Source organism: Tunicatimonas pelagia (genome assembly GCF_030506325.1).
GTDB classification, from domain to species: Bacteria; Bacteroidota; Bacteroidia; order Cytophagales; family Cyclobacteriaceae; genus Tunicatimonas; species Tunicatimonas pelagia.
Map to the genome: position 1 here is coordinate 1091393 of NZ_CP120683.1, position 13843 is coordinate 1105235.

General features: G+C 44.7%; 7 protein-coding genes. 2 read left to right on the forward strand and 5 right to left on the reverse strand.

Going from position 1 to position 13843, the window contains the following annotated elements:
* Positions 1-8: 8 nt before the first annotated feature.
* The 4 genes from P0M28_RS04435 to P0M28_RS04450 form a co-directional block, all read right to left on the reverse strand.
* Entirely contained in the window at positions 9-1529 is a 1521-nt protein-coding gene (locus P0M28_RS04435) for a RagB/SusD family nutrient uptake outer membrane protein (protein ID WP_302208325.1), read from the reverse strand.
* A gap of 9 nt (positions 1530-1538) precedes the next feature.
* Positions 1539-5048 carry a SusC/RagA family TonB-linked outer membrane protein gene (locus tag P0M28_RS04440; RefSeq protein ID WP_302208326.1) on the reverse strand — a complete coding sequence of 1170 codons (3510 nt, stop codon included), beginning with the start codon at positions 5046-5048 and terminating at the stop codon, positions 1539-1541.
* A gap of 63 nt (positions 5049-5111) precedes the next feature.
* Positions 5112-6122, reverse strand: a complete 1011-nt coding sequence (locus P0M28_RS04445) for a FecR family protein (protein ID WP_302208327.1) — start codon at positions 6120-6122, stop codon at positions 5112-5114.
* Between the two features lie 195 nt (positions 6123-6317).
* Positions 6318-6941, reverse strand: a complete 624-nt coding sequence (locus tag P0M28_RS04450) for an RNA polymerase sigma factor (protein ID WP_302208328.1) — start codon at positions 6939-6941, stop codon at positions 6318-6320.
* 1519 nt (positions 6942-8460) lie between these two features.
* Here P0M28_RS04450 and P0M28_RS04455 point away from each other — a divergent pair.
* Complete coding sequence (locus tag P0M28_RS04455; protein ID WP_302208330.1) at positions 8461-9672, forward strand: hypothetical protein; 1212 nt, start codon at positions 8461-8463, stop codon at positions 9670-9672.
* A gap of 472 nt (positions 9673-10144) precedes the next feature.
* Here P0M28_RS04455 and P0M28_RS04460 read toward each other — a convergent pair whose 3' ends face one another.
* On the reverse strand, positions 10145-11515 hold the full coding sequence (locus P0M28_RS04460) for an IS701 family transposase (protein WP_302208332.1): 1371 nt from the start codon (positions 11513-11515) through the stop codon (positions 10145-10147).
* Positions 11516-12325: 810 nt separating this feature from the next.
* On the opposite strand from P0M28_RS04460, the gene P0M28_RS04465 reads away from it, so the two are divergent.
* On the forward strand, positions 12326-13843 hold the full coding sequence (locus P0M28_RS04465; RefSeq protein ID WP_302208334.1) for a leucine-rich repeat domain-containing protein: 1518 nt from the start codon (positions 12326-12328) through the stop codon (positions 13841-13843).

Consider the following 13843-nt stretch of genomic DNA (forward strand, 5'->3'; position numbering starts at 1 on the left):
GATAAGGATTAATAGCCGTCATTTTGATTTAATGCAGTAGTTTCAACTTCGCCGTTAGGAAGCGGAAAAACAATCTCAAATGAATCAAAATCATACCCTAAGGAATTTCCCGGATTAACAGGATCACCGAAGTTATAGTCTGCTTCAGTCATGTCTAAGCGACTAGTTTTGTATAGTGCCCGCATATCGAACCACCGATGCGATTCTTCAAAGGCAAGCTCTGTTCGCCGTTCGTTAATTACCCACTGGCGGACAACATTGGGGTCAGCTTCGGCAGTGCTATAGTCAGCAGGAATCATGTTGCCGTCCTCTCCAAAGTTTCGTGCGCGTGTACGCACTTGGTTAACAAGTTCAATAGCTTCACTTAGGTTACCTCCTGACTCAACAATTGCCCAAGCCTTCATCAGCAATACATCAGCGTAACGCAAAATACGAGCATTGTTCCAAGAACCTAAGCGTTCGCTGGCATTTCCCCGGTTGACGTACTTCAGTATGTGGAAAGAAGAATCCGCTTCGTATGATTCACTAATTCGGGGGTCAGCTTCTGCAAAGGCATCATCTAAGCCCTGTGTAGCGTAGAAACGACCGGCGGGGCCACCGGTGTTGTTATCACCTTCAAAAAAGGCCCAAAGACCACCCAAATCGCCATTACCAGCGGTTTCATCTGCTGATAACCAGAAGTTGTTCTCGGCCACATTTCTTGAGAACTGCACTTCAAACAATGATTCTGCATTATTTTCCTGAGCCTCATCAAAGTTTGCCCCGTAGTCTTCTACCAATGTATACCCAGTGATCCTATTAAAGGCTTCAATGGCTTGCGTGAGATCCGTCACATTGCCATCTATAATACCTCGGTAGGTCAAAATTTTGCCGAGCATTCCATTGGCAGCCCCCGCAGTAACTCGACCAAGGTCAGCTTCGGACCAATTGGGGGGTAGTAATCCTGCCGCAGTAGTTAGGTCTTCCACTGCTACGTTCAGAAGTTCCATACCCGACGAGTTGGTTTGGTTAGTGGCCTCTTCCACACCGTCAAAGGTACTTTGCGTTAACGGAGCTGTCTCAAAGAACTGCCACAGGTTGAAGTAGGTATATCCTCGTAAAAATAAGGCTTCCCCTCGATGATAACTTCTAAGTTCTTCGTCTTCGTATACTTCGCCTTGCGCTTCAATTCTCTCCAGCACTACGTTTGCCCGATTGATTAGCTCGTAGCTGTAGCCGTAATAATCTACGACAGATCTGTTAGTTGTCTGAATATCAACAAAATTATTCAGCGAATTATTTTGCTTCATTGTGGCATTATCATCAGGTAGCAACCACATTCCGTGTATCCAACCGCCGTTACCGTTAAAGGCATAGAAGTTTTGAAGCTTCTGATAGATTCCAAAAACCGAAGCCTGGAATTCTTCTTGATTTTGGTAGTACTCATCACTGGAGGGTTCAGGCGGCAGTAGACTCACGGCATCTTCGCCACAGCTATTACTGATAGCCACAAATACACCTATCGTCAAAATTCTTTTTATAAATCTCATAATTATTATTTAAAACGATGCGTTGATTCCTACTAAAAACGTGCGGGGGGGTGGGTTTCTATCATTCTCAGGGTCTACCCCACTATAGTCGCTAATAACGAACAAGTTATCCAAGCCAGCGTATACCCGAAGGGTAGAAAATCCGATCTTCTCCAGCGAAGTTGGCTGCACATTATAGCCCAGCCGAATATTTTGTAGCCGCAAAAATCCGGCGTCTTCTACCCAACGATCGGATATTCGGTTGTTTCCGGCAGGATCGCTAAAAGCAGCCCGGGGCATACTATTAGAAGGATTGCTGGGTGTCCACCGACCCAGTACTGTTGTTAGCTGATTGTGCTCATTAGTCATGGCTTCAGCTGATTGGCGGATGCTATTTACGCGTTGAACATCTCCTACACCTCTAAAGAAAATGCTAAGATCGAAGTTACGATAGTTCGCACCGATGTTAAACCCGTAGTAATAACCGGCCACCGTCTTTCCCAGAAATGTTCGGTCAGCTTCGTTAAGCAAACCGTCAGGCGTTCCTTGAGTAATCGTACCATCACTATTAGAGGTATTGATATTCTGGAACCGAACGTCACCCGGAGCAATAGGACGAGGATCAACGTACTGCTGATTATCTTCTTCTACGTCTCCTTGGTTCTGGTAAATGCCATTTGTTTTGTAGCCGAAGATATAGCGAAAAGATTGTCCCTCTTCAACCCGTTCGCTGCCTTCAGTAAGCGGAATTCCCTCATAGCGCCTGATTACCTCATTGTTTACGGTGGTTAAGTTTCCGCCTACTGTTAGCATCAAATCATTGATTTTTTTATTGATACTAAAGTCAAGCTCAATTCCTTGGTTGACCATCTCACCAATATTAAGAGGAATATCCTGACTTACCCCAGTTAGTTGAGGAAGTTGTACATCCTGAAGAATATCTTCGGTACGACGATGATAATATTCAGCCCCTAAAGTCAGAAGGTTATCAAACAAGACGCTCTCAAAGCCAATAGAGGTAGTGGTGGTGGCCTCCCAGGTCAGATTCTCAATTGGAAAGTTAGAGATAAAAGACGCTCGGTTGAGATTACCCCGACTGTCGCCATTGCTGGAACCCGTGCTATAGAAAGGATTAGCACTTACTACGGCTATGTAGGAGAACGGTCTAACGTTTTGATTACCCAATTGTCCCCATCCTCCGCGCAGCTTTAGGTCAGTGATAAAATTAGCATTACTCATGAAAGGTTCAGCGGATAAGCGCCAAGCAGCAGAGATTGAGGGAAACGTTCCCCAGCGGTTCTCTTCGCTAAAGTTGGAAGAAGCATCCCGGCGAACAGCGGCATCGAGATAGTACTTTGACTGGTAGTTATAGCTCAGGCGACCCACGTAACCTACTAATCCTGACTCATCGCGCCATCCTAAAACCTGAATATCGTCTCCGGCTTGTACGTATTGAAACTCTTCTCTACGGCTATCGTTGGGAAGATTTTGGTTTCTGGCTGCTGAGCCTTCGGCTAGAATTTTTTGCTCCGAGGCATTCAGTAATATATCGATATTATGATCACCGAACGAGCGATTGTAGTTGACCGTTACTTCCGCTAGTAAGTTCTTGTTACGAGAATTACGTTCTTCGTACGAATCTCCAACGGTTTCACCACCCGTTCGGAAGAAGCGTCGGTCAAAATCGATATACTGATAGCGACTCTGCTGGTACCAGTCGTAGCTAAGACTTCCTCGTATCCTCAATCCCTCGAGCGGTTTGATTTCTACGTAACCAGATCCTAGAAACCGCCAGTACTCGTAGGAGAACTCTTGGTTTCTAGCTCTTCCAATAGGGTTAGCAGCAGTTTGAGTACCATAAAATACGCCATCGCTACTGCCGTCGCCAATGGGAGCGGGTGATCCGTCTTCCAACAACAGAGGCTGCCAAGCTGGCGCAATTGCCATGTTCCGCAGATCATCCGATCGGTTTTCGAGAACATCCAAGTAGGCCAAGCGGGCCGTCTGACCAATGGTAAGCCAAGATTTTAGCTCGTGATCTGAGTTCAAAGTAACCGTATACCGGTCTGTTTCCTCAAAGTTCAGCGTACCTTCTTCGTTAGAATAAGCTACCGCGGCATAGTAGTTGGAAAACTCATTACCACCCGAAACATTCATACTATAATTTTGAGTAACCGCATTGTCATTGATCAATGCTCCTTGCCAATCTGAAGTAGGGGAATTACCCAGAAAGTTGTTGCTGCCAGGGGTTAAATAATCTGGTAACGGTTGGTCTACATTATTGTAAGCATCTGTTACCAGCGATAATTGCTGCTGAGTATTCAAGACATCGTAGGTATCAATTAGATTTTTCACCCCGTAGGATGCTTGAAATGATACTTTCGGTTTACCTAACGATCCCGATTTGGTAGTGATCAGAATTACCCCATTAGCCGCTCGAGAACCATAAATTGCCGCCGCCGAGGCATCTTTCAATACCGAGATAGACTCAATATCGGCTGGGTTGATCATGTTCATAATGTTGACAGGACCCCGAAAATCTTGTGCTCTGTCTGCTGAAGTTGTAGCGGAAATGCCGCTGGCACCAAACTCGGTAATAGGTACTCCGTCAATCACAAACAATGGATCATTGTTGTTGAACGAACTAATCCCTCGGATTCTAATTTCAGGCCTTGCATTAGGGTCGCCACCCGGATTGGAAACAAATACACCTGGCATTCGCCCTTGCATAGCTATCTCAGGAGTCAGACTTTGGGTTTCTTGAATAGCCTTTTCATCAATAGTAGAAATAGCACCAGTAAGATCCTTTTTCTCACGCGTACCGTAGCCAATCACAACGACTTCCTGTAGACTCTGTATATTGGGGGCGAGCGCAATATCAATTACAGTTTGGCTACCTATGGCCACCTCTTCTGCCTCATAGCCTACTGAGGAAAACACCAGGATTTCGGTATCATCAGACACTGTAATTTGGTAATTACCTTCTACATCGGTGACCGTCCCGACAGTAGTACCTTTTGCTATAATATTAACTCCGGGAAGGGCAGTGTCGTCAGTTAGATCGGTAACCCGACCAGTAATAGTTTTTTCAATGTAGCGCATTTGGCTATCTACCCGCCCTACCTGTGGTGCCGTAAGCATACTCATGGAAGTCGCATCTACTTTTTGGTAGAATTGAGGAGTGTTTTTTTCTACCTTTCTAATCCTCTGTCTCTCGTCCTGCACTGACCTAATGATGTACACATCAGGATTAACTTCCCGATAGGTAAGCGCTAAAGGCTTCAGTAATTTTTTTAGAGAGTTTGGCAAATCTCCCTCAACAACTTGGTTAGCATTTACCACCTTATCTCCTACGCTTTTATCACTAAATAAGATACTTACCTGATACATATCCTCGAAGGACAAAAGCACCTGCTTTAGTGGTTGAAGGTTTTCTGGCTGATTGGTAGTTCTGGGTTGGCTACCTTGGTAGGCCAACTGCTGAGCGAATACCACATAGCTACTTAGCAGGAAACCGCCTGCAAGCAACCATCGCGTCATTTTTTGTAGTTTATTTTGCATAAAGGGTTGTTAAAAATGAATTATTAGTGTTATCAAAATGCATTATTCTAGAACTACTTGATTATCCTTGCGCCTTAATGTCGCTTCAGTAGATTCGGCTAACAGCAGCAAGAAAACATCGATGTTTTCGGTAGGAAATGTGCCGTATACCCTGGTAGAAGCCAGTGAAGTATCTGCAAATACGATATGTAATCCGTAGGTATCTCGCAACATCTCCGCTATCTCCTCAACGGGCATACCGTTACAAATCAGTTTATTTTCTTTCCAGGCAGAATGCACTTTCGGATCAACCATACGCTGCACCACCTCTTGCTTTTCTAAGTCGACTTCTACTAAATCGCCTGGCTTCATCATAATGCTATCGCGGGCTATATTCACTTTTACCTTTCCGGAGTTAAGTACTACTTGCGTGATATCGTCTCGGCTTCGGACATTAAATTCCGTTCCTAGTACCTCCACATCAGCATCGGCAGTATGTACGATGAATTTACGCAAAGCAGTATCAGAAATTGATGGATTACCTATTTCTTTACGTACTCTAAAGAAAGCTTCTCCCTCCAACCATAACTCCCGTATTTCGTGCTCGAATCCACCATCAGGCAGCCTTAAAGACGAATTGGCATTCAGTATAACTATGGAGCTATCGGGTAAAGTAACCACTTGCTGTTCCCCGTAGGTGGTAGTATAATAAAGCTGGTTGCTATGGCTTGACTGCCATACCAGTAAAGCGACTGTGGTAACTATTAGCAATGCTATAGCTGCGGCCCAGCGAAGATAGGTTGACCGGTACAACGAATGAGAATTTGAAGGAGTCGCCGTAACGTTTTGAATTTGATTCCAAATTTGCGTTCGATCTGATTGGGGTAGTTGGTACCGAACTACTGGGATTGAAGTGACAATCTGACGGGCCTGTGCTATTACTTTTGCTTTGTCAGGATGCTGTTGTTGCCAGTTGTACCAGAACTGTTCGCTTGTCGTGTCGGGGCGCAGCACCCAACGCCGAAAGTAAGTATCATCAACAAAATCTTCTACGTCGAAGTTAGTATAGTCCATAAATAATGTACTGTTAATTGAAAGGGGAGGAAACAGAAAAATTCTATCCTTTGCACAAGAAGTTTTTCGCTTTTTTTTACTTATCGCAATGAAGAGGTCATTCTATTGCTAAAACTTGTATTGCACAGCCCTTTTATGCTAATATTTTTATCGGCAGTACTTACAAATCAGTTCGCTAAGATGCATGGAGAGTAATTAGATAGAAGTGGATTGGCAGAGTAGGCAGGTTGCAATAAGGCGAAGAATTGCCTGCAATGTAGGATGTTGTTCCAGGTGCCGCTTCATGGCTTTTATTGCTTTCCAGGTGAGAGTGTATACTGAATCAATAGAAATGCCCATCAGATAAGCTACCTCCTGGTGCGATAGATTTTCGTAAAAAAGTAAGTATACTACTTCACGTTGCCGTTTAGATAGCTGTTTTATAGTAGCTACTAACACTTGTTTCCGCTCAGTATTCGCTTCTTGTTGTATTCTAAAATATTCTTGGGGATAGATAATTTGAGCGTTCTCATCGCTAAATTCATCAATGCTATTTCGCTGATGAGTAAGTTTTTTGACAATTATTCGGCGGAGTGCTTTAAATAAATAAAATCGTAAGGAATGAACAGCGGATAAATGTTCTTTTCTTTTCCACAAATCGATAAATAGATCTTGGATGCTATCTTTTACAAGCTCGTTATCAGAGGTAATGTGTCGCCCATAGCTGTACAGTTCTTCACTGTACCACTCATATATAGTAGAAAAGGCTTGATGCGATCCATTAGCAAAATCCTCCCATAAGTCACGATCTTCTTCATTTCTCAAGTGTTTAGATAACATTGTGGTAGCAGATTATGTCAGACCTATTGCCATTTTTGCTATTAAAAAGAAAAATATACACCTATTTTTAAAAAATATAAAATTTCATTTCATGAAAAGCATTAGTAGTGTATTCCAAATAAAGCTGAAAAAATCAATAGAGTGGCTTCTTCTTAGGAACGATAACACAATAAAGTACCCAGGACTGGAACAAAACAAGAAAAAAGCGACACTCACTGAAATAGGAAGAAAGGTCAAAAAACAAAAACGGCTCGTCTCCAGTAAGTTAGAAACGAGCCGAGGTCTAAAAGCAGAGAGTGAGGCTCTGTAACATTAATTTCAACTTACTGTATTTCAATTACTTATAAATATAATTTGTAAAGGGTCACCGAATAGGTCACCGATTATTTTGACATATTATCTTTAAGATTTTACTCTCTTATATTGTTTAACATAATCAAACTAAACCTAGCTTCTGTAACATTTGGGCACTCCTGGTTGTTTATGAAACTCAATATGCGTTGCTTAAATAAACATAGATAAATTACATAGCAATATAAACAGTCAAAAACGGGTATTTGGCAGAATAGCGAGGAGTGTAAAAAAACCACCATTTTAATTACGGACAGCTAGTCACGGACGGCTAGTCTTTGCAAAACAGTGGACCTGGTACCAAACAAAAAAATAGATTAGTGGACGTGCTCAATATACTTGAATTTAATATAGCGTTCTGTAACGTCTTTCACTTCATCGAAAGAACTAGGCGGTTCAATAAGCAAAGAGTAGTTAAGATCGTTACGTAAATTCTCTATTTCATCGACTACTGCATGGATTAGGTCTCATAGTAACGTTTTGGCCACCAGCACTCGCCATCAAAGAACGCCTTATCATCAGGAGTGATCTGTTTAGCATAAGCTTTGTATCTCTGATCTGAAAATTCTTTAATGTCTTGTGCTGATAGCTGATGCACATTAACATTACACAGTTTGATATAGTAGTCACCACCCGGCTATCTATCCAGACTGAGCCAAAAAACGCTGCTCGGGGGTAATGTTCGTTAAGAAAAACGAGGTTTTTGCACTAAATGCAGCTAAAGTTTAGGTAGGCGAAGCAAAAAAAGATAGCTGACGTTCTGTCCTTCTACCCATTTTTGCGTCCAATTTATCCTTCTTAACATGGCTTTTGCAAGTGTTTTAGGAGCACAAAGATCACCCTGATAGGCACTAGCGCCAGTACCTACTGCTAAAGGAATAAATCTTCTTCAAACGATACATTTTGACCAACAACCGCCCACACTAACCCCATAAAGGCTTCTAATAAGACGACGTACTACGATTCCGTCACGATGTGATCAAGACAGAACGTTTCGTATTTATCGCTTAACGTTTACTGCATCATGTAATCCTAGAGGAACTACCTTTCCTGTTCGTATTCTTGGCAGCCTATTACCTTACAGACACCCAAGTGATTTTATATAAATTATTATATTTTTTATGTTATTAATACTAAATAATTTTGGCAATCACATTGAATGTTGCTTATGCTATATCGTATTTTATTCATTTGTTTCGGTTTATCCCTACTTGTATTAGCCTGTCAGCCCGACGACGAAGTTTTACCTCCCGGGGGGCCTTTGCCACCGGCCCAAGGGCGGGCCAACTTGACCCTTTCCAGTACCCCGTTTCAAAACGATAGCATCCGCAATGTATTTACCATTGTGACCGGGGCCACCGTTTCGGGCCCCAATGGGGATGTTTCCCTATTGCCAGAAAGGCAGCCCCAGGTGTTTGATTTGTTAGATTCTGGGCGCATCCTTACCAGTCAGGTGTTAGATACCGGGCTCTACACCGAACTTTGTGTAGAAGTATTGGTCGGGAATTTTTCCCCAATGGGTGATGATGACGACGATGATGGGCAAACGGTCGCCCTACCCCCTAGTTTTCTAGTCTTTCAAGACAATACCTTGGTCCCACTAGGGCGTTGTGATAACAAGAAAAGGCCCTCAACCATTCAGGTGTGTTCTTCCGATAGCTTCCGAATTGAGGAAGGCGATGACCTTTCACTAGTGCTAGCCATTGATGTGGCGGCATCCATCCAGGCCGATACGGTAGAAACCCGTCATAGCGGTGATGATGACGACGATGATGATGGGGGACGGTACGGACGGTACGGACGGTACGCCCCTAATGGGTATGATGTATCCCATTGGGACCGGGGCGAGGGGAACCCCATTGCCTACCCTACCAACGGGTACCAGGCCCGTACCCAGGATGATGATGACGACGACGATGGGGGGAACAACCCAGGGGGCAACGACGATGATGACGATGACGGAGGGGACGACGACGATGATGATGACCAAGGGCAACAAAATGAAGATGACGACGATGACGGCCCCGGCGAGGTAACCACCGAAATTCGTTACTGCTTTGACCCAGTATTTGAGCTGATTATTCCCCAAGGAACTGTGGCAGGCACTATCGGTCTTGACCGGGACCGAACCTACCGCGTCTACGCCTATACAGCCGGTAGTTATTCGGTGGATGAGCTACTCAATGGGTTTTCAGGGGCGTTTGCCGCTACCGAGGTGGAGCCAATTGATCGCCGAGAAGGGCGATTTGAACTCAACCTGGCCCCTAATTCCTACGATTTGGTGTTGGTATCTGAAGACCGCCGAAGTAACCTGGATGTGAGTAACGAAGTGCCCATTCAGGTGATAGCAGGGGAAACCCTCATCATAGACTTCTGGTAACGTCACTACTGAATAAAGAAAAAAGAGCGGTGTGATATAGTGTAGTAAATGCGAAAATCACATACTACCTGCGAATTAGTTGCTTAAGAAATAAAACGATGGCAGTGAGGAAGTAATTTTTATAAGAATCTTATTGTAAGAAATGTACCTCCAAGCAGTTGATAAAGCTATTAGACCAAGCGCAGTAAAATGCACGGGAACGAAACCAACGCTGGAACCGAGGGCAAGAATTAGGGCTGTAACGTTTCGCTAAGAGCTTCTGTAGATAAGCCAAAGCAGAGGTCATTGCTGATACTATATTTTAGTAAAAAACATTATTATACTACATTAATGGCTATTAGTGGCATTGATGTATGATCTTTGATAAAAGTCATTATCATCTCACACCTACCCCGATGACTATTTTATCTTCCTTCTAAAAGAGTGTGGTGATAAGGTAGATTATCAATAGCCACTACACTCGACTTTACTACTAAGCGGGCCAAGCGATAGTTTGCTGCCATAGCATAAGCTGAGCTTTGGGTATTTTCACCATATCGGTATCTTTAGGGGACATGTAAAAATTGCTTTTTCGCCACAAATGCCGCCTCACGCAAGCTAATGCGTCACTAAAGGTTGGCTGCTTCTTGCGATACCAAGCAGTGGTAGCTATGGGCAGCTTTTCTTGTTGCTGTAGCCGTTCTGCTAACAGGGTAACTATAGCGAAGAGTGCTAAGAGCACCGGAGTGGTACGGGCAATAGCCAAGTCAGACCATTGGCGTTGCGTTTCTACCCCCAGATGGGCCCGTGCTTCTTGAAAGGTTACTTCTACTGACCAACGTCTCACAAAGTAAGTGACGATATCTTTGGCCGACAACGCTTGGTCGGTACAGAGCAGTGCCATTGGTTGGAGTGCCCCTTCCGGATCGCGAATCAATACCCAACGAAGAGGCACTACCGGTTTACCGCTATAGTACCATACGGCGGTAGCTGAGGCCACTTCCAGCACACGTTGCTTCTTACCGTACCACTGCGAGACAACAATCTTCTGCCAAGACAGATGGCTATCGTGCAGATAGGTCTGCAAGGTAGGTAAACGCTTTCCCTTCTTGCGGGGGCGGCCTCGCTGACCAGTTCGCCGAGGTAGTGCGGGTTCATACAGAGCAGCATCTAACGGTAAGGGAACAATCATGCCCACTTGCCCTTGCAGTGCGCTTAACAGCTCTATTGCCGCATAACTACTGTCCCCTATGGCAATTACCTTTCGGTCAGGTAACCACCGTTTCACTTGTAAAAGCATCTGTCGGGCCCAGTCAGTAAGCTTTTTGTGCGGTTTGCCCTGCTGTTGATGGTAGCGTTCCGAAGGGGCTAAGGCTGTTAAAAAGGGCAACGCCCAGACGCGCTTGGCCCAACTCATGGGCACTAATAGCATCACACTCATCCAACGTAGACCACTAGCTTTCACCCAATGAGACCGACTACTGCGAACACTGTCCCGATAAATGCCACGGGCTTTGATCTTAGGACCCCAGCGGCGTTCCAGCGTCTCATCTATGCCAACTACTACCGCACCTTCGGGTAGAAAACAGTTCAGCAGTTGTCTAAGTAGTATACCAGAAGCTTTTCGGGCAGACCATTTGGATAGGCTCAGTACCCGATGATACTTGGGAAAGTTACGCTCTTCCCCTAAACCAACAATACGCAGTGCTGAGGTGACGGTACGTTTGCCCGTGGCCAACATAGCCCCACTGAGCAAAGAAACCGCAAGCTTGAATACCGATTTGGAAAATAGTATCTTGTAGGGTATTATTAATCGCAAGAACTCAATCGGAAGACGAAACATAGTATACTGATCTTTGGTCATTTCATTATACTAACGCGTTTCCCTTTGGGTTCTTCTTTCAGTAGTAAAGTCGAGCTAATATGGGGAGGGGCTCAGTAGAACCCACCGTTTTACTTATGGTTGGCTTTGCTATTGGGTATACTTTCTAAGTCAAAACTAAATATACTGTAACAGCTGAGATCCCTACTAGAAAGTGTCATTCCATACCGTTGCGATAAACTTTTTTATGTCAAACAAAAAATCAAATCGTTGGAACGCAAAAAAACAACTTTTACGTGAGTTTGCTAATGACAATTAGTAAACCATCCTTTTGCATCTAGTAAGTAATTTTTACCATAAAGGCGCATTTAGTGTACTATTTTTTCGCATACACTAATCATCATTTATGCTAAAAACCCTGCTGACTATCGCATTCATTTTCCAATATCACAAGCGGTCATAAAAAAAAGAAACCATTTTTTTTTATTTACTACTTCCATTTTTAGATTTATTCACTACTTTTGTATAGTATTACTATTATATAAATTATTAACTACCTAATGATGTCGCTCTTACCCTATTTCTCTCAGAACGACCCTTGATCGTACCCTATCATAGCATCTAAACATACATTTCATTTTGGATAAGGGAATCACGGTTTGCCTTAAAATCAAATACGCATGATTTTATTGCCTATTCGTCACCTAGATTTTACTGTTACTGAGTAAGAATTTATTCAGATTAGGACTACCTAGTGTTCCCTACTGCCTATAATCTTTGCTATTTTTGCGTAAGGGTACACTGTAGTGTACAACAGTTCTTTTAAAAAAACACTATACTAAATTAGCTAAAATGAACTACCTACTCATCCGTCTTCTCATACTCTTGGGACTGGGATTCTTCCTAAGACCATTTCCGGTTTGGGCCGATCAGGTACCCGATGCTACGGAACGGGCCGCCTTAGAAGCCCTTTACCGCGCTACGCAGGGCGATCAATGGTACGATAACACCCACTGGCTCAGTGCCCGCCCGTTAGGTGACTGGTACGGGGTCACGGTCCGCAATGGTGATGTGGTGGCTCTGTCCCTAGGTTTTAATGACCTGGTCGGGGAACTACCCATTGAACTCTATCAGCTTACTGCCTTAGAAGAGCTTGATCTCAACGATAATTACCTACGGGGGACCCTGGACGAAGCCATCGGCCAATTGGCTCAATTGCAGGTACTCGAGCTGTCGGTCAATCAGCTTCATGGCCCTTTGCCCCAAGCGATCGGACAGCTTAGACAGTTAGAAATCCTACTGCTATCCGTTAATAACTTGGAAGGTGAAATTCCCTCTTCCTGGCGTAACCTTACCCAGCTACGCGAACTGGACTTAATAAGTAACCTGATTAGCGGCTCAGTCCCAGCGTTTTTAGGCCAACTAACTACGTTGGAAGGACTCTGGCTGAGGGGTAACCAGTTTTCTGGTACTGTGCCCGCTGCATTGGGTAGCCTGTTGAACCTGACAGATTTAGAATTGGGGGAAAACCTGCTGGAAGGGCCTATTCCCGAAGCCGTGCTTCAACTGCCTTCCCTGGAATACGTTGGCTTAGAATTCAATCAGTTTAGCGGCACCTCACCTTACTTTACCTCTCCTTTCCTCCGGAAGCTTACCTTCTATGACAACCAATACCACACCTTAGCTGACTATAGCATCCACCCCCAGGCCAGTCAACTATCGATGAATGTTCGCAACAATGCGCTAGACTTTGCTGATGTGCTGCCTATTATCCAAGCTGGCCAAATCCGTCCTACCGGGTTCATCCACTTTCCTCAGGATTCGTTGCCTACCTACTTTCAGGCAGCTACCTATACCTACTCAGTGGAAGTGGGGGGCACGGGTAACCAGTTCCAGTGGCTCAAGAACGGACAGCCGGTGGCGGGGGGTACTGCTGCCGAGTTGGTACTCTCCCAGGCTACGTACCGGGTAGAAGATACCTACCAGTGCGAAGTCACCCACCCCCAGGCCCCTTTCCTGACCTTAATGAGCCAAGCCCGCCCCCAGGTAGCGGGGCAGTACTACGCCATTGCTGATGGACGGTGGTCGGAAGCAATTTGGGCGCGGGAAGCCGATGGTGATCCAGTGGATACCTTCCCCCAGCAAGGGGCAGAGGTCTTTATTATTGGCCACCAGGTAACGGTAGACGAGCCGTTGACCACCGGCAGCGTCCACGTGATTGTCGACCAGGCCCCCGCCTCACTGGTGGTAGATGGGGCTGAACTGACCCTACACGGCACCCTGGAACTGACCAAGCAGACCGAGGGCTTTCCCGGTCATGTCAAAGTTATCAATGAGGGAACGATTGTCCCACTGGCGCCTAATCCTTAA